This is a genomic window from Brevundimonas sp. TWP2-3-4b1 (assembly GCF_049897665.1).
GTDB lineage: Bacteria > Pseudomonadota > Alphaproteobacteria > Caulobacterales > Caulobacteraceae > Brevundimonas > Brevundimonas subvibrioides_B.
The window spans coordinates 350,121-369,316 of record NZ_JAFCWQ010000001.1; the positions used below are offsets into that span (position 1 = coordinate 350,121).

Here is a 19,196-nt window from a genome sequence, read left to right on the forward strand (position 1 = left end):
ACTTACATTCCCTGGCGGGCGAACTGGTTGGAGGCGGCGGCGCGGGCCCCGGCGCCGGCCAGGGCCTGACCGGGTCCGGAGGCGACGGCGTCGATGGTGCGGCCGGACGTGGTGTTCAGGATCGGCACGGGCTCGCCGACGGCGGCGTCGCGCGTCGCGCGTCCGGTGACGGTCAGCCTCACCCCTCCGGCGATGAAGGCCACCTCGACCATGTCGTTGCGGGCGATGACACGCGGCGAGACCAGATCCCGGGCGCCGACCACGGCTCCCGCGCGCAGGGCCCGTCGGGCGCTCAGGCCGATGACCTGTTCGGCGTCGGAGGGCGAGCCGCCCTGTGCCAGATGCGCCTGTACGGTGGACCAGATGACGTCCTCCGGCTGGACCACCTCCCCGGCGGCCAGGTTGCGGGCATAGATCAGGACCTCGGTCGTGGCGCCCCGGGTTGCGGCGGGGGCGGCGGCGACGCCGGCGGTGGTCGGAGCGGCGGCGCCCGGCGCGAGCGCGGCGTTGCGGACCACCACGCGGCGCAGACCCTGCGGGTTGGCCCACTGAAGTCCGGCGCGCGCGGCCATGGCCTGAAGCTGGCCGGCCTCGAACACGACCGACGGCCCGGCGCGATTGGCCACCACGACGCCCGAGGCCGTTCCGGCTCCGTCGAAGATATCGCCCAGGGTCACCCGCCCGTCGTCGTCGACCGGATTGGCCCGCAGCATCACCGGGTCGGCGAGGGCGGGGGAGGCGACCAGCGCCAGCGCGGCCACGCCCATCGTCAGGATTGGCGTCAGAAGCCGGATCATCAGCCTTTGACCTGGGACGCGACGCTCATCATCTCGTCGGCCGTGGAGATGACCTTGGAGTTCATCTCATAGGCGCGCTGGGCGATGATCAGCGAGCTGATCTCGGTCACGGCGTCCACGTTCGACGCCTCGGTATAGCCCTGCAGCAACTGGCCGAAGCCGGTCTCGCCGGGCGTGCCGGTCGTGGCCGGGCCGGACGCGGCGGTCTCGAGCAGCAGGTTGTCGCCGATGGCTTCCAGCCCTGCCTCGTTGAAGAAGGTCGCCAGCTCCAGCTGACCCACGGTCGCCGGCTCGGGCGAACCGGCCGTGATGACCTGCACCTGGCCGGTCTTGGAGATGATGACGTCGACCGCGTCCTGCGGGATCGAGATCGCCGGCTCGACCGAATAGCCGTCCTCGGTGACCAGCTGCCCCTCGCCGCTCAGGGAGAAGTTGCCGGCGCGGGTGAAGCCGATCTCGCCGGAGGGCAGGGTGATCTGGAAATAGCCCTGGCCGTCGATGGCGACGTCGTAGTCGCTGCCCGTCTGTTGCGGCGTGCCCTGGTCGGTGATGCGATAGACGCTGCCCGCCTTGACGCCCAGGCCGACCTGGACGCCGGTCGGGACGACCGTGCCCTGGCTGGACGACTGCGCGCCCATCCGTTCGACGTTCTGATAGATCAGATCCTGGAACTCGGCCCGCTGGCGCTTGTAGCCGACGGTGTTCATGTTCGCGATGTTGTTGGAGATGACCTCCACGTTCAGCTGCTGGGCGGCCATGCCGGAGGCAGCGGTTCTGAGAGCGCGCATTCAGGTGTTCCTTAGCTCGACTTGCCCAGCCGCTCGACGGCGCGACGGGACAGATCGGAGACGTTCTCGATCATCTTGGACGCGCGTTCGTAGGCGCGGCTGATCTCGATTAACTGGGTGATTTCAACGAGGGGATTGACGTTGGACCCCTCCAGCATGCCCTGGCGCACCTGCGCTCCGGTCGCATCGATGGGGGTGGCGTTGGAGGCGTTACGGTACAGGCCGTCGCCTTCCTTAGACAGGACCGCCAGGTTGTCGAACCGGGCCAGGCCCAGCTGGCCGATGGCGATGCCGTTCTGGCTGATGTTGCCGTCGTCGGCGACGGTGATCGGGCCCCGGGCCGGGTCGATGACGATCGGTCCGCTCTCGCCCAGCACGGGCAGACCGGCCTTGGTGACCAGCTCGCCCTCGGGGCTGATGGTGAAGGCGCCGTCGCGGGTATAGGCCTCGTTGGCGCCGTCCTGGACCTTGAAGAACGCGCCCTCGCCGTCGATGGCGAAGTCCAGGTCACGACCCGTCTGCTCCAGCGTGCCCTGGGAGAAGTCGCGGCCCACGCCCTTGTCCAGCACGAAGCTGACGCCCGGCCGCACCGAGTCGTTGCGCGCGCGGTTGCCGACCTCGGTGCCCAGCAGCAACTGCTCGGACTTGAAGCCGGTGGTGTCCGCATTGGCGATGTTGTTGGCCGCGATGTCGAGTTCGCGACGCAGCGTCATCTGCCGTGACAGTCCGATGTAGGCGGCGTTTTCCACGTGGGCTCCGAAGCTCCTTCGCTCCCTCCCACGCAACGACCGTGCCAACACGGTTAATGCCCGTCCTGCGGGCGTTTCGCCCGGTGTCAGGCCGTCGACGCCCGGCAAATCTTGCCGGATTTACACCTCGCGTTAACCAAACCGGGGCCATCCCGGTCTCTGGGAATTTCCGGGGCAGGCTCCGCATGATCAAACTCGGTAAGAAGAAGGACAAGGCGCCCAAGGACGGGGCGACCGACCTGGCCGTCGCGCATGGCGCGGAAGTCGATGGCGACGAACCGCCCAAGAAGAAGAAGCTGCCGCTGCTCTTCATCATCGCGCCCGTGGCCTTGCTGGTCCTGGGCGGGGGCGGGGCCGGGGCCTTCTTCATGCTCCAGCCCAAGCCGGCCGCCGCTACAGGCGAAGAGGCGGCCAAGGGCGGTCACGGCGAGGAGAAGGCCGGCGGTCACGGCGAGGAAAAGAAGGGCGGCGGCGGCCACGGCGCTGCGCCCGAGGGGGAGGCCGACCCGTCGCTCGGCAAGATCAGCGAGGGGCCTGACGGCGTAACCTTCCTGACCCTGCCGGACATGGTGGTGAACATTCAGTCCCCGGACGGCCGTCCCACGGTGATGAAGCTGGGCCTGACGCTCGAGATGAAGGACATCGATCTGGCCTATCGGCTTCAGAGCGAGATGCCGCGCATGCAGGACATGTTCCAGGGATTCCTGCGTGAACTGCGACCCGAGGATCTGGCCGGTTCGGCTGGTCAGTTCCAGCTGCGCGCCGAAATCCTTCGTCGCGTGAACCTGGTCGCCGCCCCGGCCACGGTCGAGGCCGTGCTCATCGAAGAAATGCTGGTTCAGTAAGTATGAGCCCGAGACGCATCAGCGGTGTTCTGACCAGCTCATGCTCCGGCATGGGGCGGTCGCCTGACGAGATCCGGCGGACGCGATGAGCGACGCCGGCGTGGCCGACAGCGAACTGGATCCCTTCGCCGCCGCCGACTCCTTCGGCGAGGACCGGGCCGGCGCGGCGGCCTCCGAACGCGTCCTGAACCAGGACGAGATCGACAACCTCCTCGGTTTCGACCTCGGCGGCGACGATGGTTCCGAACGGACCGGCATTCGCGCCATCATCAACTCCGCGCTCGTCTCCTACGAGCGTCTGCCGATGCTGGAGATCGTCTTCGACCGTCTGGTGCGGCTGATGACGACCAGCCTGCGCAATTTTACCTCGGACAACGTCGAGGTCTCGCTCGACAACATCTCGTCGATCCGCTTCGGCGACTATCTGAACTCCATCCCCCTGCCGGCGATCCTGGCGGTGTTCCGGGCCGAGGAGCTGGACAACTACGGCCTGCTGACGGTCGATTCCAACCTGATCTATTCGATCGTCGACGTGTTGCTGGGCGGTCGTCGCGGCACCGCGGCCCTGCGCATCGAGGGCCGGCCCTACACCACGATCGAGCGGGTGCTGGTCCAGCGGATGGTCGAGGTCATCCTGGCCGACGCCCAGGCCGCCTTCGAGCCCCTGACCCCGGTCCACTTCAACCTGGACCGCCTTGAGACCAACCCGCGTTTCGCCGCCATCGCCCGCCCCGCCAACGCCGCCATCCTGGTCAAGCTGCGCATCGACATGGAGGACCGCGGCGGCCGGGTCGAACTGCTGCTGCCCTATGCGACGCTGGAGCCCATCCGCAAGATGCTGCTGCAGCAGTTCATGGGTGAGAAGTTCGGTCGCGACAATATCTGGGAAGGCCACCTGGCCACCGAGCTCTGGACCACGGACACCGAGGTCCGCGCCGTCCTCGACGAGCAGCAGGTGCCCCTGTCCCAGGCCCTGGGGCTCAAGGTCGGCGACACCTTCATGCTGAACGCGACGCCGGATTCCGACGTCTCGATCCGCTGCGGCAACATCCCGGTCACAACCGGCAAGATGGGCCGCAAGGGCCAGTATATCGCAGTACGGGTCGAGGCGCCGATCAGCGTCGAGACCGCCAACAGCCTGACCAAGGGAAGGCGCTGACATGACCGGCATGATCCTGGACGCCATCCTGATGCTGCTGCTGGTGGCCGCCCTCGGCTACGGCGTTCGCCTGGAGAAGAAGCTTAGCCAGCTTCGCGCCGGACAGATCGCCTTCGCCGGCGCCGTGACCGAACTGAACGCCGCCTGCGCCCGCGCCGAGAACGCCCTGGGATCGCTCCGCGCCTCGGGCGAGGAAGCCGACCTGCTCCACGACCGCATCATCAAGGCCCGCACGCTGAAAACCGAGCTGGAGCAACTGATCGCGCGGGCGGGCAAGACCCCCTCCGTCTCTCCGCTTCGCTCCGAGCCTCCTCCCCATGCTGCGCATGGGGAGGAGACGCGACGCACCGTCTCCTCCCCATCGCGTCTTCGCGATGGGGAGGGGGACCGCGAAGCGGTGGAGGGGCTCTTGCCGCAGCAACGGCCCATCCCGGTGACGCAGGACCCCGAGGACCGCGCCTTCCGCATGGCCGCCCTCGCCGAACGTATCCACGGCATGGCCGCGCCGGTCCCCGCCGCCGCCGGCGCGGGCAACGTCCAGGCCATCCTCCACGCCCTGACCGCTAACCAAGCCGCGAAGCAAACCCTCAACCGTGCGCGCGTAAACCTCGCCCCCGACGACGACATGTTCGCCGCCTAACGCTTTTTTGCGCCCCATGCCTCGCCCGCAGTACTCGGCGACCTGAGGGCGAAACTGGACTGATGACGCAATGGCCAAGCTGCCCCGCCTCCTGCCCCTGATCGCCGTCGCCATCGGCGGGGTCGTGGCCGTGCGCGCCGTCGGCGCCGGGCCTGACCTGTTCCAGGGCGCCAGCGCCTGGGCCGCGGAAGCCACCGCCGCCGTTAGCGAAACCGTCGCCTCGCCCGCCGCCGCGCGCACGCCCCCGCCCGCTGTCTGCGCCCTGACGCCGGAGCAACTGGCCCAGCAGGCCGGCATCTCGCCGGCCGAACTGCGCATCATCCAGTCGCTCAGCGCCCGGCGCACCGAACTGGACGCCCGCGACGCCGACTTCGCCACCACCCTGCCGCTGATGGTCGCAGCCGAACAGAAGCTGGACGCCAAAATCACCGCCCTCAACGCCATCAAGGCCGAGGTCCAGGCCCTGCTGGGTCAGGTCGACGAGCGCGAGGCTGCCGAGACCGCCCGTCTGGTCGCCGTCTATTCCGCCATGCGCCCGCGCGAGGCCGCGCCTATTTTCACGGCCCTCGACGACAGCGTGCGCCTCCCGATCGCCGCGGCCATGCGGCCGCGCGGCCTCTCGGCGATCCTGGCCCAGATGCCGGCCCCCGCCGCCCGCGAGCTGACCGAGAAACTGGCGCGTCGCTTCCAGGCCCAGCAACTGGCCGCCCGCGCCGCCTCCGCCTCCGCCTCCGCCTCCGCTCCGGTTACCCCGGCCCAGACTGCTGCGACCCCCCCGGCGCCGAACGCTACGGCCCCGACCCAGACTGCCGCGCCCGCCGCCACGACGCCTCCGGCCGCGCAGCCGGCCGTCAACCGCGCCCCGGCCCGCACGCCCCCTCGCACCCCGGCGCGTCAGACGCCGCGCGCGACGACCCCGGCCGCCACGCCTCCCGCGCCGGCAGGACCCCAGCCCTACGCGCCGTCGGCGGGCGCATCCGGCGCCGCCAACCCGGCCGCGCCGCGCCAGTCAGTCCAATAGAACCCGACCTCCGTGCACCCCGGCGAAGGCCGGGGTCCAGATCACGGACGCTGACTGCCCGGATGTCGCACCGGGCTCGCTGACCAAAAGCCTGATCTTTCCATCTGGACCCCGGCCTTCGCCAGGGTGCACGGTGGATCGAACAACAACCCGGGGAGGGGCTCCATGGCGTTCGATTTCACCGGCAAGACCGTGATGGTCTTTGGCGGCACGTCCGGCATCAATCTCGGCATCGCCAGGGCCTTCGCCCGTTCCGGCGCAAAGCTCGGCGTCGCCAGCCGCAGCCAGGACAAGGTCGATGCGGCCGTCGAGAGCCTGTCCCGTGACACGCCGGCGCTGGGCTACAGCCTCGACGTCCGCGACTTCGACGCGGTGAAGGCCGCGATCGCCGACTTCCGCGACAAGCGTGGCACGATCGACGTGCTGGTTTCCGGCGCGGCCGGCAACTTCCCGGTCCCGGCCGCCGCCCTCAGCTCCAACGGCTTTCGCACCGTCACCGACATCGACACCCTGGGCACCTTCCATGTGCTCCGCGCCGCCCACGAGCACCTGACCAAGCCCGGCGCCAGCATCATCAACATCACCGCGCCCCAGGCCTGGATCCCCATGGCGCTTCAGGTCCACGTCTGCGCCGCCAAGGCCGGCGTCGATATGATCACCAAGACCCTGGCCATCGAATGGGGCGGGGAAGGGGTGCGGGTGAACTCCGTCTCGCCGGGACCCATCGACGGCACCGAAGGCATGGACCGCCTGGCTCCCACGCCCGAGGCCAAGGCCGCCGCCGCCCGCGCCGTGCCGCTCAACCGGCTGGGCACGGTCGACGACGTCGCCGACGTCTGCCTGTTCCTGGCCTCCGACTACGCCCGCTATGTCTCAGGCGTCGTCCTGCCCGCCGACGGCGGCTGGAGCGTGGGGCGCGGGTTCAGCGGCCTGGGGTAGTCCAGCGTTGTCGGATCGGGCGCGGGCGGCTATGCACCGCGCCTGTCACTTCCGAAGGCCCCGCCATGTCCGACACGCCCCCCGACCGTCTCTCGGTCAACCCGAACAACAAATACTATGACGCCGACGTGCTTCAGCGCGGCGTGGGCATCAAGTTCAAGGGCGAGGAAAAGACCAACGTCGACGAATACTGCGTCTCCGAAGGCTGGGTCCGCCTCGCCGTGGGCAAGGCCGTCGACCGCAAGGGCAATGCCCTGACCGTCAAGCTGCAAGGCGTGGTCGAACCCTATTTCCAGAACAGCGTCGTCGAGGGCGAAGCCGAGGGGTAGGTCCCCCTCTCCGCCTTCTTTCGTCATTCCCCGGTCGCGCCGCGCTCGCCCTGAAATGAGGGGATAGATCGTGACCGACAAGGCGGGGCCCCGGCGCCGAAAGCGGACATCCTGGATGTCTGAAACTGGTGGACATCAGACATTGCCGTTGACGAGGCAGCAGTGCCTGCATAGCGCCACGATCGGACATTGGGCCAGTCGCCAAAAGGAGACGTCCAACGTATCGACATTAACGTGACGGCTACCCCATCGTCGGGATGACGAACGAGCTGTCGGCGTGCTCCAGATCGCTGTCCGGCCACCGCGCGGTGATCGTCTTGACCTTGGTCCAGAACTTCACGCCTTCCATGCCGTGCTGATTGGTGTCGCCGAAGGCAGAGCGCTTCCAGCCGCCGAAGGTGTGATAGGCAACCGGCACCGGGATCGGCACGTTGATCCCCACCATGCCGACATTGACCCGGGCGGCGAAGTCGCGGGCCGCACGGCCGTTCTGGGTGAAGATGGCGACGCCGTTGCCGTACTGGTGCTTTGACGGCAGCGACAGGGCCTCCTCGAACGAGGCGGCGCGGACGATCTGCAGGACGGGGCCGAAGATCTCCTCCTTGTAGGATTCCATTCCGGGTGTGACGTGGTCGAACAGGGACGGGCCGATGAAGTATCCCTTCTCGTGCCCCTGCAGGCTGAAGCCGCGACCGTCGACGACCAGTTCGGCCCCGTCCTTGACGCCCTGTTCGATCCAGCCCTCGACCCGGGCCTTGTGCTGGGCCGTGACGACCGGGCCGTAGTGGGCGCCGGCGTCGGTCGAGACACCGACCCGCATGGTCGGGATCTCGGCCACCATCCGCTCGCGCAGCTCGTCGGCGGTCTTCTTTCCGACCGGCACCACGACCGGCAGGGCCATGCAGCGTTCGCCGGCCGAGCCATAGGCGGCGCCCGACAGGTCCTTGATCACCTGGTCCATGTCGGCGTCGGGCAGGACGATACCGTGGTTCTTGGCCCCGCCCATGGCCTGGACCCGCTTATGGTTGGCGGCTCCGACCTGATAGACATAGTGGGCGATGTCGGACGAACCGACGAAGCTGACGGCATGGACCAGCGGGTGCTCCAGGATGGCGTCGACCGCCGCCTTGTCGCCGTGGACGACGTTGAGCACGCCGGCGGGAGCGCCCGCCTCCATCATCAGCTCGGCCAGGCGGACCGGCACCGACGGATCGCGCTCCGACGGCTTCAGGATGAAGGTGTTGCCGACCGCGATGGCCACGCCGAACATCCACATCGGGATCATGGCCGGGAAGTTGAACGGGGTGATGCCGGACACCACGCCCAGAGGCTGGCGCATCGAATAGACGTCGATGCCGGGACCCGCGCCCCAAGTGTATTCGCCCTTCAGGGCGTGGGGGATACCGCAGGCGAACTCGATGACTTCCAGACCGCGCTGGATGTCGCCTTTGGAGTCGGCGACGACCTTGCCATGCTCGGACGACAGCAGCTCGGCCAGCTCCTGCATGTTGGCTTCGACCAGCCGCTTGAACTCGAACATGACCCGGGCGCGGCGCTGGGGATTGATGGAGGACCAGCCTTCGAAGGCGGCCTGTGCCGATTGAACCGCACGATCCATCTCCGCGACCGAGGCCAGCTGGACGCGGGCCTGGACCTCACCGGTGTTCGGGTTGAACACATCGGCGAACCGGCCCGAGGCGCCGGCGAAGGATGCGCCGTCGATGAAATGGTTGATGTCGCGCATGCTGATCCTCGGATGCCAGGGCTGGGCAGGGGCGATCGCACCAGCGAGTTCCTCCCTGTCCTAGCCATGCGTCAGCCCCTTATCAACACCATCGTTGACGCATGCGCCCGGCCATGGCAACTTTTCAGCAGGGAGACCTACATGGTTGAAGACGTTCACATCGACATCCTCGTGATCGGGGCAGGCCTGGCCGGGCTTCGGGCGCTCCACACCTTCCGGGCGCAAGGATTTGGGGTCCAGGTCCTGGAGGCGTCGGACGAAATCGGCGGTGTCTGGAACTTCAACCGCTATCCCGGCGCGCGCTGTGACGTCGAGAGCTTCGACTACTCCTACCGCTTCTCCGAAGAGCTGGAACAGGAATGGCGCTGGAGCGAGCGATACGCGAAGCAGCCGGAGATCCTGCGATACATCAACCATGTCGCCGATCGGTTCGACCTGCGTCGTGATGTCAGCCTGAACACGCGCGTTCGCCGTGCCGAGCTCGATGAGCCGACGGGCCGCTGGCAGATCGAGGCGGAGGACGGCCGCAGGTGGTCTGCCCAACGTTTCGTCATGGCCGTCGGCCAGCTGTCGATGCCGAAGGCCACGACCTATCCGGGGCAGGACACCTTCGCGGGCCAGGTGCTGTACAGCGCGCGCTGGCCGCGCGAGCCCGTTGCGCTGGACGGGAAGCGCGTGGCGATCATCGGCACCGGTTCGTCCGGCGTGCAGATGACGCCGATTATCGCAGCCCAAGCCGAGCATCTGACGGTGTTCCAGAGGACGGCGAACTATTCGATCCCCGCCGCCAATGCGCCCGTCTCGGACGAAGAGGATGCGGCGGTCAAGGCGAACTACCGGGCCCGTCGCGAGGCGGCACGAAACTCGCCCAGCGGCCTGGGGTTTGCGCCCGATCCCCGGTCCGCCGCCGAGGTCGATCCGGACGAGCGCGAACGCGCGTTCGAGGCGGCCTGGAACCGCCTGGGGTTCGGCTTCGCCCTGACGTTCAAGGACATCCTATTGAACGAGGCCGCCAACGACATCGCCTCGGCGTTCGTGCAACGAAAGATCGGCGAGCAGATCGAGGACCCCGTGCTGCGCGACAAACTGGTGCCCCAAGGCTTTCCGTTCGGAACGCGTCGCCCCTCGGTCGATGGCGGATATTTCGCCACCTTCAACAGACCCAATGTGTCGCTGGTCGACATCAGCGAGACGCCGATCGAGCGCTTCACCCCGACCGGGCTTCGCACCACGGCGCAGGAGCTGCCGTTCGACGTCGTCATCTACGCGACCGGCTTCGATGTCTTCACCGGCTCGATCCTCAAGATCGATATCGTGGGCCGTGACGCCCAGCCCCTGAAGGACGCCTGGGCCGGCGGCCCGGCCAGCTATCTGGGCATCGGCGTCCACGGCTTTCCCAACCTGTTCTTCATCGGAGGACCCGGCAGCCCGTCCCTGCTGAGCAATGTCATCCTGTCCAGCGAGGAACAGATCGACTGGCTGGCGGCCCTGTTCGACACCGCGCGACACCGGGGCGTATCGGAGATCGAGGCGACACAGGCGGCCCAGGCGGACTGGGTGGACCACGTCAACGCCCGCGCCAACGAAACCCTCTACATGAAGACGCCGTCCTACTACATCGGGGCGGAGATGCCGGGTAAGCCTCGGGTCTTCATGCCCTATTCCGGAGGCGTCCGCGGCTATCGCCGCATCCTCGAAAAGGCCGCGGCCAACGGCTATGACGGGTTCGACCTGCGGGGCGGCGAGGCGACGCGTGCCGCCTCCTGACGGGTCGCTGGATCCCGATCTCGCCAGGTGGCTCGAGGATCCACGCGTGGCGCTGCGGGTACCCACGGATCTTTCGGCCTTTCGGGCGGGAGCCAACGGCTATCTCGCTCGGGCGCCCAGACCAGACATCCACGCCGTCGAGGACCTGGAGATCACCGGGCCGGGCGGCCCCCTAGCTCTGCGTGTCTATCGGCCCGCGGCCGGACCGGATCGGGCGATCGTGGTCTTCCTGCATGGCGGAGCCTTCGTTTTCGGCAACCTGGACACCCACGACGGCCTGTGCCGACGCCTGGCCCTGAGCAGCCGCCTTACCGTCGTTGCGGTCGATTACCGCCTTGCACCCGAGCATCCCTATCCCGCCGGACTTGATGACGCCATTGCGGCCGTCCGGTGGGTCCGATCCCGATACCCCGGGGTCGCCGTCGGGCTGGCGGGCGACAGCGCCGGGGCCTGGCTGGCGGTTGCTGCCGCTCTTGAACTTGGGGCCCTGCAACAGCCCGTTGATGCCATGGGCCTCCTCTATCCGGCGGTCGACGCGGGTTGCGCCAGTGCGTCCCAGATGGCCTTCGGTCGAGACCACATGCTGACGCGAGACTTCATGCTGTGGGCGTGGAGCATGTTCGCGACCGAAGCTATGCCCGATCTGACAAAGGCCGACCTGTCCGGCCTTCCCCCAAGCGTGGTGATCACCGCCGGGTTCGACCCCCTTCGGGACGAAGGTCAGGCCCTGATCGATCGGGTGAGGCCGGCGGGGGTGAAGGTCAGCGCCCACCACTATCCCGATATGATCCATGGGTTCGCCGGATTGCCCCAATGCAGCAAACGCAGCGTCGAGGCGCTCGATCGTCTGGCAGAGGGGTTGGTCGCCGCCCTGACCTGAACGCCCTCAGAGGCTGCTGAAGTCGGCGGGCCGCCGGGCGATGAAGGCCGCGATCCCCTCCTGCCCCTCCGACCCGGCGATGGCTCCGGCGATGCCTTGAGCCTCGCGTTCCAGCTGTGTCTCGAGCCCGTTGGACAGGGACTGATGCAGCAGAGCCCGCGTTTGCGCAAGGGCGCGTCGCGGCCCCTTGGCAAGAGTCCGGGCGAGGGTGAAGGCTTCATCGTGCAACGACTCGTCGTCGGTCACACGGGTGATCAGACCGATCCGATTGGCTTCCTGGGCATCAATGCGCTCGTCAGTCAGTGCCAGTCGCTGGGCCTGGCGAAACCCGACCAGGCGCGGCAGGAGCCAGGTCGCGCCGCCATCCGGCGTCAGGCCGATCGCGCCATAGGCCATGGCGAACTTCGCCGACCTCGCCGCGAGGGCGACATCGCCGAGGATGGCCAGTCCGAAACCGGCCCCGGCCGCTGCGCCGTTGATCGCCGTCACCAGAGGCTTTTCCATGCGGGCAAGCCGGGCGATTGCCATGTGCAAGGACGCCGTCAGATTCTCCACCAGGGCCGACGCTTTCGCGCCGGCTGCGGCGAAGGCCTTTACGTCGCCCCCAACGCAGAATGCCCGCCCTTGCGCCGTCAGGAGCACCGCTCGCACCGCGTCGTCCGCGGCAACGTGAAGCGTGGCCCTTAGAAGGCTGTCCGCCATTTCCTGATCGATGGCGTTACCGGTGTCGGGCCGCGACAACGTCAGGACCGCAACGCGATCGCGGACCTCGATCTGAACGGCTTCGGTCATCGCTTCAGCACTACGGAGCCGCCGTTGGCCCCCAGGCCCAGAACGGCCGACATCGCTATGCGGGCACCCTCGACCTGGCGCTCGCCTGCCCGGCCCTGCAGTTGCCACGCAAGTTCGCAAACCTGCATCAAGGCCTGGGCCGTCGTAGCCTCGCCGAACGACAGGAAGCCACCGCTGGGATTGACCGGCAGGCCGCCACCCAGTGTCATCTCCCCGGACAGCAGCATTCGATCGGCCTGCCCCGGCTCGAAGAAGCCGAAAAGCTCGGGCCAGGCCAGGATGTGCCAGGCGGTGTTGTCGGCGATCTCGACCAAATCGATGTCCTCGGCTCCGATGCCGGCCAGGGTCCACGCCTTGTGGACCGCTGAGACGACTTCGCTGGTGTGCGAAACGCCGGGACGCGGCGTCGATCCAACGGTAGGGATGCGCGCGGCAGGGTCGCCGAACCGGCCGGTGGCAATAGCGCTGGCGGCGACTTCGATCATCGGACCACCCGCCCGGCGCGCCTGGTCCTCGGATCCCAGGATGACGGCGGCGGCCCCGTCGCTGACCGCGCAGATCTCGAGCAGGTGCAAGGGATCGCTGACCATTGGAGAGGCCAGGACCTCGTCCATGGTCGAGGGTGTACGGAAGCGGGCGTAAGGGTTCAGCGCCCCGTGACGACGCATCATGACCGAGGCGGCGGCGAAGGTTTCGGCCGTCGTGCCGTGATCGTGCATCCGGCGCCGGGCTTCCATGGCCCAATAGGCCGGATTGGTGGCACCCATGGTCTTCCAGCGCAGGAAGTCATGGTCGGCCGGATCATCCGCAGAGCCGGGCGGACGCGGGATGAACCCCTTGGGCATCCTCTCGGCCCCCATGGCCGCGACCGTGTCGTACTGGCCGCTGGCGACCAGCATATGGGCGGTATGGAAGGCGACGGCTCCGGCCGCGCAGGCACCGCCAACGTTGATACAGGCCAGGCCGTGTTCGGAAACGGCCTGCACCAGTTCGTTCGCGTGCAGGCCCCACCCCATCCCGCCCTCGAAGCGCGAACTGGCGGCGACCAGGCCCTGCAAGTCGCCCCACTCCAGCGACGCCTCGCCCAGCGCCGCCTTCATGGCATGGATGGCCAGCTCGACCTGTGTCGTTTCCGGCCATTTGCCCCAGGGGTGCGCCCCGACGCCCAGTACATAGACCGGCCTCATGCCCCGGCTCCATGGTCGGCGACGAAGCTGTGGGTCACGACGGCGTCCTCCGCCTCATCGTTCAAAACCAGCGTGGAAAGGCGAAGCGGCATGCCGATCCGGATATCGCCTGTCGGCGTATCGACTATCCCTATGACCCGCAGACCGTCCTCGACATCCACAAGCCCCAAGGCATAGGGATGCCATGGCTCGAGCGCGAACAGGGCCGGCGGCCGGTAACGCTGGATCGTAAAGCTGTAGAGGGTGCCGCGTCCGGCGATCCGTGCCGGAGCGACATGCTTACCGTCACACTCCGGGTTCCGGCAGCTGACGACCTGGGGATAGTAGAGCGTCCCGCAATCCCCGCAGCGGGTGCCCAGCAAGGCCGGCGCGGCCTCGTCCAGTGCGAGCGCCTCGGCGACGACGGCGGTGATGGCAGAGTCCGTCATCAACGGCCCCTCAAAGCGAGAGGATGTCGCGGGTTTCGCGGAAGTAGAGGAGACCGTTGCTCACGTCGGTGACCTCGACCGCATGACGCACGTAGCGGCGGCCCCGCTTCTCGAACTTTTCGGTCGCCCGGGTCGTGATCCTTACCGTCGCTCCGACGGGGATCGGCTCGAGGATTTCGGAGTCATGATAGGTGTGGATCGAGCCGATCGAGAACGGTCGCGTGGCGTCGAACTGCACCGACAGGACGAAGTGCGAGACCAGCAACGGCGGCACGATCGCCCCGCCGAAGGGTGATTCACCCTCGATGTGCCAGCTATTCATCCGCCAGCCCTCGTACCAGGGATTGAAGTCCTCGACACCGTCCGAATACAGGATCACCAGCTCAGCGGAGAGATGAAGGTCGCGCGACAGCTCGTCTCCAATCTCGACCATGTCCCAATAGGGACGCGCCTCTGAGGCCAGTCCGTCGATGAAGGCGCGAGTTTGTCGGGCCTGCACCGGGCTCATGGGCTTGAGTGCGTCGGTGGCAGGCTGCTGTGAATGGATCTGGGGGGTCATGGCGTCATTTCCTTGAACGGGGGCGCGATCAAGCGCCGACATCGACTTCGACCCAGCCGGCCGTCTTCTTCTCACCGGCCTCGTTCTCGGCCCAGACATCGACAATGAAGCGGTAGCCGCCGCCCTTGGGCTGCTTCTCGCGCACCACACCCTGGGTCGAGATGATCTCGTCGGCAAAGGTCGACGCGACGTATTTGAGGACCACGCGCGAGCCCTTGAAGAAGGCCGCGCCGAAGTGGTTCACGCACATCTCGGCGATGTAGGCCGATGACATTTCACCGGTCTGGATCGGGGCCTTCAGGCCGGTTTCGGCGGCATAGACCGGATCCCAGTGATTGGGGTTGAAGCGGCCCCATAGACGCGAACCCATCAGCTGGATCGCGGCTTTCTTTCGTAGGCTCTGAAGTCGGTAACCGACCGGCGTCGCCGGCGTGATCGCCAGGTCCAGTGGTAGCGATGTTCCGGTGCCATCCATGGCTAATCCACACTCCCATCTGCACGACCCCGATGGTCGTTGCCGGGGGCCATGGTCGCAACGCTCGACCGTCTTGAGCCCCTGCGACATACTATCAACGCGGTCGTTGATTTTTGTCAACACCGGTATTGACAGATCGCACGGCAACCGTCTTTCTGAGCCGGTCGCAAGGACTCGCACCAGACGAGCGGATGGCGACAGGGATTGGAAAGTCAGGGGAGAGCCATGGCTGTATCTACGAAATCGCTGTTGATAGCGGGTAGCGCCGCAGCCTTGCTGATGGTCGCTTCAGGACCTGCGTTCGCACAATCGGCCGGAACACAGAGCGCCACGGCGCAGGAAGACACTTCGTCGGTCGACGACATCGTCGTCACCGCGCGGCGCCGGTCAGAGACCCTGATCAGTGTGCCGGTCGTGGTGAACGTGGTCACAGCCGAAACGCTCGAGCGGAACCGCGCCGACGACCTGTCGCGCATCGGCGAGCTGACACCGACCGTGGTCGTCGGCGCCTACAAGTCGAACGGCGGCGGTTCGATCGCCATTCGTGGCATCAGTTCACCCGCCAACCAGACCGGCTTCGAACAGGCCGTGTCGGTCGCCATCGACGGCGTCCAGACCAGCGACGGCCGTATCACCCAGATGGGTTTCTTCGACCTTCAGCAAGTTGAAGTCCTGAAGGGACCCCAGGCCCTGTTCTTTGGCAAGAACAGCCCGGCCGGGGTTATCTCGATCAAGTCCGCCGACCCTACCGACCAGTTCGAGGCCGGCTTCCGCGCCGGCTACGAATTTGAAGGCGATGAGGCCACCATCGACGGATATGTCTCTGGCCCACTCGCCGAGGGCCTGAATGCCCGTTTGGCCCTGCGCTATCGCAACCTGGACGGCTGGCTCACCAACACCGCCCAGCCGATCGCAAATCCGTTCTATACGGTCGCGTCCGGGGCCCCGATCGGCGCCGCGACGCTGCCGGGCGTCTCGGACAGCCGCCCCGGTGACGAGGAAATCCTCGGCCGCCTGACCCTCACGGCCGAGATCGCCCCGACCATTACCGGGCGACTGAAACTGTTCATGGGCCATAATGAGGACGCCGGCCCAGGCGTCGCAACCCAGAACATCGGATCGTGCTCGGGCGGGCCTAATCCGCGCGTCGCAGGCATCGCCGATCCATTCGCGGACTGTGTCGCGGACAACCGGACGACCAGCGGCGACCTCCCCGACGCGATCGCGAGAACGATGCGCGGCTATCGCCGCAACAACAAAGCCTATGGCGAGCTGGACGTGTTCACCGGCGTGCTGGATTTCGACTGGGCCCTGACCGACACGCTGAACCTGTCGTCCACAACTGGCTACAACTCGACCCAGTATGAATTCCTGTCCGGCTTGGACCAGACGACCTATTCGCAGCTGGCCTTCTACAATCGACAGACCAACCAGGAGATCAGCCAGGAATTCCGCCTGAGCAGTGACTACGCGGGTCCGTTGAACTTCATGCTGGGCGCCTTCTTCCAGGCGACAGACCTGTTCACGACCAACGACACCAAGCTGCGCGACAGCAACTACCAGGCCGCGTCCGGCCGGTTCTCCACCTATGAGGACTATGCAAAACAGAGCGGCGAAACCCAGTCGGTCTTCGGTCAGCTGATCTACGACCTTAGCGACACCATCGAGATCGCAGGAGGGGTGCGCTGGACGCGCGAATCCAAGGATTTCGCGAAGAGGAACCTTTACGGTATCGGCACCTTCGCGACCCAGAACACGAACTATGCCGGGTCGACCATTGTCGGCGAAATCCAGGGTCAGTTCGAGGACGACAATCTTTCACCGGAAGCCACCATCACCTGGCGTCCCGACAGGAATCATACGGTCTTCGTGGCCTACAAGACGGGCTACAAGTCCGGCGGGTTTGGTCTGACCAGCCCGCTGCAGACCGGGACGGAGATCGGCGACATTAACTTCGGTTCCGAGTCCGCCAGCGGGTTCGAGGCCGGGGCCAAGGGCATATTCGCCGACGGTCGCCTGCGCGCCAACATCGCAGCCTTCGCATACAGCTTTGAAGACCTGCAGGTGAACACCTACGATCCGGCGCGGATCGCCTACACCATCAACAATGCGGGTGAGGTCCAGCAGCGCGGGTTCGAGGCCGACGGCGCCTGGCAGGCCACAGATGCCCTGTCGCTACGCGGGGCGATCGCCTACGTTGATGCACAGTTCAACGACTTCGTGGGGCAGTGCTACTCCTACGCCTTCCCGACCGGCACGGTGCGGGCGACAGCGGTGGCTCCGACGAACTGCTCGTTCGTCAACACGACGGCCCTGACCCTGCAACAGGACTTCGATGGTCGCGCACCCGCCCGCGCGCCCCAGTGGTCGGGAAGCGCAGGCTTCACCTATGAAACCCAGATCGCCGGGTTCGGCGTGGCCCTGACCGGCGACGGCTTCTACAGCGACAGCTACTATGCGGCGGAAACCATGGCTCCCGCCACGCTGCAGGAGGCCTTCTGGCGCTACAACGCCGGGGTGACGGTAACGTCGCCGGACGGGCGCTATACCGCGCAACTGATCGGGCGCAACCTCTCGGACGAGAACTACATCCTCTATGCGGCGGACCGGACGGGCGGAGCCAGCGTGCCCGGCGCGATCGGCGAGCAGCGAGGCGTAGTTGCGCGGGGCCGCGAAGTGGCGCTCCAGTTCTCGGCCAAGTTCTGATGACGGACACGACCCAGGCCGCCGGATCGAAAGATCCGGCGGTTTCGTCGTCAAGAGCCCCGCCCGCCACCGGCTACGCCTGGTACACGGTCGCGGTTCTGACGGTCTGCTACACCCTGTCTTTCATCGACCGCCAAATCCTCAGCCTGCTGGTCGGTCCGATCAAAGCCGAGTTCGCGGTGTCGGACACCCAAGTCGGGCTACTGGGCGGCCTGGCCTTTTCGCTTTTCTACACCATCGTCAGCCTTCCGGCGGGCCGTCTGGTCGACCGGCTGAACCGCCGCAACATCATAGCCGCGGGCGTCTTCTTCTGGAGCCTGATGACCGCGGCCTGTTCGGTCGCCATGGGCTATCCGGGCCTGTTCCTCGCCCGCATGGGCGTGGGTGTCGGAGAAGCGACCCTGGCCCCCGCCGCCGTCTCCATGATTTCCGACACCTTCCCGAACGAAAAGCTGGGTGCCGCCATGAGCCTATATGGCGTCGGCATCTATCTGGGTTCGGGTCTGGCGCTGCTGGTCGGGGGACTGGTGGTGCAACTGGTCACCCAGACCGCGACCCTGACCCTGCCTATCTTCGGCGAGATCGCTTCATGGCGCGCGACCTTCCTGGTCACGGGTATTCCCGGCCTCCTCGTCGCCCTCTGGGTCCTGACGCTGCGCGAGCCCGCCCGACGCAAGGTGATCGTCGCCGCCGACGGAGCCGTCGCACGCCTCACGATCCGCGAGACCATGGCGGAAATCGCCAAACGGCGGGTCGCCGTCGCCTCGATCGCCCTGGGTCTGATGTTCCAGGCCGTTGCCCTCTACGCCTTCATGCTGTGGTCGCCGGGCGTGCTGCAGCGCTCCTTCGACTGGACGCCGCAACAGACAGGCCTCGTGATGGGTCTGGTCGTGCTGATCGGCGGCAGCTTCGGCATGCTCATGGGAGGGCGCCTCAGCGACAGCGGCCTGGTGGCCGGTCGACGGGACGCCGCGCTTCGCATCGCGACCTTCAGCTCCATTCTGGGCACCCTCGCCTTTGGGGCGCTGATCTGGGCACAGGGTTTTTCAGCCACCGCCACGGTCACGGTTTTTGCGATCGGGGTCGTTCTTCTCGCGATGCCAGCGGGCAGTTGCTATGCGGCGTCCCAGATGGTCCTGCCCAACCAGGTCCGGGGCCAGGCCCTCGCGCTGATCCTGTTCGTCGCCAACCTGGGCGGACTGACCATGGGGCCCCTGCTGCCCGGACTGCTCAACGACTACATCTTCCATTCCGAAACCGCGCTCGGCCTTTCACTGGGCATCACCTTGTCGATCTCCACGTTGCTGGCCGCTCTGGCCTTTGGCTGGGGACGGCGTGACTATCGCAAGCACCATGAGATCCTGAACCCCTGACGATGGCCTTCGAGAGCG

19 protein-coding genes are annotated in these 19,196 nt (G+C 66.9%); 10 read left to right on the plus strand and 9 right to left on the minus strand.

The features are described from left to right. Window positions 1–2: 2 nt before the first annotated feature. Genes flgA through flgF form a run of 3 tightly spaced genes read right to left on the minus strand, consistent with a single transcriptional unit; the run spans window position 3 to window position 2,334 of the window. Window positions 3–797 (minus strand): flagellar basal body P-ring formation chaperone FlgA, encoded by a 795-nt coding sequence (gene flgA / locus ACP7A5_RS01750; RefSeq protein WP_426040292.1) that lies wholly within the window; start codon window positions 795–797, stop codon window positions 3–5. After that, window positions 797–1,585 carry a flagellar basal-body rod protein FlgG gene (flgG, locus tag ACP7A5_RS01755; RefSeq protein WP_303693909.1) on the minus strand — a complete coding sequence of 263 codons (789 nt, stop codon included), beginning with the start codon at window positions 1,583–1,585 and terminating at the stop codon, window positions 797–799. Before flgG ends, flgA begins: the two co-directional genes overlap by 1 nt. An 11-nt stretch (window positions 1,586–1,596) precedes the next feature. After that, the gene (gene flgF, locus ACP7A5_RS01760; protein ID WP_426040293.1) at window positions 1,597–2,334 is read right to left on the minus strand and encodes a flagellar basal-body rod protein FlgF; all 738 of its coding nucleotides are present in this window, start codon (window positions 2,332–2,334) and stop codon (window positions 1,597–1,599) included. 185 nt (window positions 2,335–2,519) lie between these two features. Here flgF and ACP7A5_RS01765 point away from each other — a divergent pair, with 185 nt between their 5' ends. The 6 genes from ACP7A5_RS01765 to ACP7A5_RS01790 all read left to right on the plus strand — a co-directional run bounded on the left by ACP7A5_RS01765 (window position 2,520) and on the right by ACP7A5_RS01790 (window position 7,267). Then, entirely contained in the window at window positions 2,520–3,179 is a 660-nt protein-coding gene (locus ACP7A5_RS01765) for a flagellar basal body-associated FliL family protein (RefSeq protein WP_426040294.1), read from the plus strand. A gap of 85 nt (window positions 3,180–3,264) precedes the next feature. After that, complete coding sequence (fliM, locus tag ACP7A5_RS01770) at window positions 3,265–4,338, plus strand: flagellar motor switch protein FliM (protein WP_426040295.1); 1,074 nt, start codon at window positions 3,265–3,267, stop codon at window positions 4,336–4,338. Between the two features lies 1 nt (window position 4,339). Then, window positions 4,340–4,978: a DUF6468 domain-containing protein gene (locus ACP7A5_RS01775; protein WP_426040296.1), complete on the plus strand. Its 639-nt coding sequence runs from the start codon at window positions 4,340–4,342 to the stop codon at window positions 4,976–4,978. Window positions 4,979–5,048: 70 nt separating this feature from the next. Continuing rightward, window positions 5,049–5,999 carry a MotE family protein gene (locus ACP7A5_RS01780; protein ID WP_426040297.1) on the plus strand — a complete coding sequence of 317 codons (951 nt, stop codon included), beginning with the start codon at window positions 5,049–5,051 and terminating at the stop codon, window positions 5,997–5,999. A 165-nt stretch (window positions 6,000–6,164) separates the two neighbouring features. Beyond that, on the plus strand, window positions 6,165–6,938 hold the full coding sequence (locus ACP7A5_RS01785) for an SDR family oxidoreductase (protein ID WP_426040298.1): 774 nt from the start codon (window positions 6,165–6,167) through the stop codon (window positions 6,936–6,938). A 65-nt stretch (window positions 6,939–7,003) separates the two neighbouring features. Next, the gene (locus ACP7A5_RS01790) at window positions 7,004–7,267 is read left to right on the plus strand and encodes a DUF3297 family protein (RefSeq protein ID WP_303696363.1); all 264 of its coding nucleotides are present in this window, start codon (window positions 7,004–7,006) and stop codon (window positions 7,265–7,267) included. A 241-nt stretch (window positions 7,268–7,508) separates the two neighbouring features. Here the strand turns inward: ACP7A5_RS01790 and ACP7A5_RS01795 are convergent, their stop codons facing one another. Then, window positions 7,509–9,011 carry a CoA-acylating methylmalonate-semialdehyde dehydrogenase gene (locus ACP7A5_RS01795; protein WP_426040299.1) on the minus strand — a complete coding sequence of 501 codons (1,503 nt, stop codon included), beginning with the start codon at window positions 9,009–9,011 and terminating at the stop codon, window positions 7,509–7,511. Between the two features lie 141 nt (window positions 9,012–9,152). On the opposite strand from ACP7A5_RS01795, the gene ACP7A5_RS01800 reads away from it, so the two are divergent. Together ACP7A5_RS01800 and ACP7A5_RS01805 are read left to right on the plus strand one after the other, a co-directional pair. After that, window positions 9,153–10,778: a flavin-containing monooxygenase gene (locus ACP7A5_RS01800; protein WP_426040300.1), complete on the plus strand. Its 1,626-nt coding sequence runs from the start codon at window positions 9,153–9,155 to the stop codon at window positions 10,776–10,778. Between the two features lie 46 nt (window positions 10,779–10,824). After that, window positions 10,825–11,658, plus strand: a complete 834-nt coding sequence (locus tag ACP7A5_RS01805) for an alpha/beta hydrolase (protein WP_426040301.1) — start codon at window positions 10,825–10,827, stop codon at window positions 11,656–11,658. Window positions 11,659–11,664: 6 nt separating this feature from the next. On the opposite strand, the gene ACP7A5_RS01810 is transcribed toward ACP7A5_RS01805, so the two are convergent. From ACP7A5_RS01810 to ACP7A5_RS01830, 5 genes are read right to left on the minus strand one after another with little or no spacing between them, the layout of a single operon-like run. Further along, a complete protein-coding gene (locus tag ACP7A5_RS01810; RefSeq protein ID WP_426040302.1) occupies window positions 11,665–12,450 on the minus strand; it encodes an enoyl-CoA hydratase/isomerase family protein in 786 nt (261 codons plus the stop codon). Continuing rightward, entirely contained in the window at window positions 12,447–13,637 is a 1,191-nt protein-coding gene (locus tag ACP7A5_RS01815) for a lipid-transfer protein (protein ID WP_426040303.1), read from the minus strand. The genes ACP7A5_RS01810 and ACP7A5_RS01815 overlap by 4 nt, the downstream gene beginning before the upstream one ends. Next, window positions 13,634–14,065 carry a Zn-ribbon domain-containing OB-fold protein gene (locus ACP7A5_RS01820; RefSeq protein ID WP_426040304.1) on the minus strand — a complete coding sequence of 144 codons (432 nt, stop codon included), beginning with the start codon at window positions 14,063–14,065 and terminating at the stop codon, window positions 13,634–13,636. The genes ACP7A5_RS01815 and ACP7A5_RS01820 overlap by 4 nt, the downstream gene beginning before the upstream one ends. A 10-nt stretch (window positions 14,066–14,075) precedes the next feature. Then, entirely contained in the window at window positions 14,076–14,624 is a 549-nt protein-coding gene (locus ACP7A5_RS01825) for a MaoC family dehydratase (RefSeq protein ID WP_426040305.1), read from the minus strand. Window positions 14,625–14,652: 28 nt separating this feature from the next. Then, window positions 14,653–15,099 (minus strand): MaoC family dehydratase, encoded by a 447-nt coding sequence (locus ACP7A5_RS01830; protein ID WP_426040306.1) that lies wholly within the window; start codon window positions 15,097–15,099, stop codon window positions 14,653–14,655. Between the two features lie 225 nt (window positions 15,100–15,324). Between ACP7A5_RS01830 and ACP7A5_RS01835 the strand changes: the two genes are divergently transcribed. Both ACP7A5_RS01835 and ACP7A5_RS01840 read left to right on the plus strand, forming a co-directional pair. Next, window positions 15,325–17,805 (plus strand): TonB-dependent receptor, encoded by a 2,481-nt coding sequence (locus ACP7A5_RS01835; RefSeq protein ID WP_426040307.1) that lies wholly within the window; start codon window positions 15,325–15,327, stop codon window positions 17,803–17,805. After that, the gene (locus ACP7A5_RS01840) at window positions 17,805–19,178 is read left to right on the plus strand and encodes a spinster family MFS transporter (protein ID WP_426040308.1); all 1,374 of its coding nucleotides are present in this window, start codon (window positions 17,805–17,807) and stop codon (window positions 19,176–19,178) included. The genes ACP7A5_RS01835 and ACP7A5_RS01840 overlap by 1 nt, the downstream gene beginning before the upstream one ends. The last annotated feature ends 18 nt before the right edge of the window (window positions 19,179–19,196 follow it).

Excerpts from the sequence above, each read along its gene's own strand:
- fliM (WP_426040295.1), top strand. The coding sequence starts at position 3,265 with ATGAGCGACGCCGGCGTGGCCGACAGCGAACTGGATCCCTTCGCCGCC.
- ACP7A5_RS01815 (WP_426040303.1), bottom strand. The coding sequence starts at position 13,637 with ATGAGGCCGGTCTATGTACTGGGCGTCGGGGCGCACCCCTGGGGCAAA.
- ACP7A5_RS01840 (WP_426040308.1), top strand. The coding sequence starts at position 17,805 with ATGACGGACACGACCCAGGCCGCCGGATCGAAAGATCCGGCGGTTTCG.
- flgG (WP_303693909.1), bottom strand. The coding sequence starts at position 1,585 with ATGCGCGCTCTCAGAACCGCTGCCTCCGGCATGGCCGCCCAGCAGCTG.
- ACP7A5_RS01820 (WP_426040304.1), bottom strand. The coding sequence starts at position 14,065 with ATGACGGACTCTGCCATCACCGCCGTCGTCGCCGAGGCGCTCGCACTG.
- ACP7A5_RS01785 (WP_426040298.1), top strand. The coding sequence starts at position 6,165 with ATGGCGTTCGATTTCACCGGCAAGACCGTGATGGTCTTTGGCGGCACG.
- ACP7A5_RS01790 (WP_303696363.1), top strand. The coding sequence starts at position 7,004 with ATGTCCGACACGCCCCCCGACCGTCTCTCGGTCAACCCGAACAACAAA.
- ACP7A5_RS01830 (WP_426040306.1), bottom strand. The coding sequence starts at position 15,099 with ATGGATGGCACCGGAACATCGCTACCACTGGACCTGGCGATCACGCCG.
- ACP7A5_RS01780 (WP_426040297.1), top strand. The coding sequence starts at position 5,049 with ATGGCCAAGCTGCCCCGCCTCCTGCCCCTGATCGCCGTCGCCATCGGC.
- ACP7A5_RS01800 (WP_426040300.1), top strand. The coding sequence starts at position 9,153 with ATGGTTGAAGACGTTCACATCGACATCCTCGTGATCGGGGCAGGCCTG.
- ACP7A5_RS01765 (WP_426040294.1), top strand. The coding sequence starts at position 2,520 with ATGATCAAACTCGGTAAGAAGAAGGACAAGGCGCCCAAGGACGGGGCG.
- ACP7A5_RS01775 (WP_426040296.1), top strand. The coding sequence starts at position 4,340 with ATGACCGGCATGATCCTGGACGCCATCCTGATGCTGCTGCTGGTGGCC.
- ACP7A5_RS01835 (WP_426040307.1), top strand. The coding sequence starts at position 15,325 with ATGGCTGTATCTACGAAATCGCTGTTGATAGCGGGTAGCGCCGCAGCC.
- flgA (WP_426040292.1), bottom strand. The coding sequence starts at position 797 with ATGATCCGGCTTCTGACGCCAATCCTGACGATGGGCGTGGCCGCGCTG.
- ACP7A5_RS01825 (WP_426040305.1), bottom strand. The coding sequence starts at position 14,624 with ATGACCCCCCAGATCCATTCACAGCAGCCTGCCACCGACGCACTCAAG.
- ACP7A5_RS01810 (WP_426040302.1), bottom strand. The coding sequence starts at position 12,450 with ATGACCGAAGCCGTTCAGATCGAGGTCCGCGATCGCGTTGCGGTCCTG.
- ACP7A5_RS01795 (WP_426040299.1), bottom strand. The coding sequence starts at position 9,011 with ATGCGCGACATCAACCATTTCATCGACGGCGCATCCTTCGCCGGCGCC.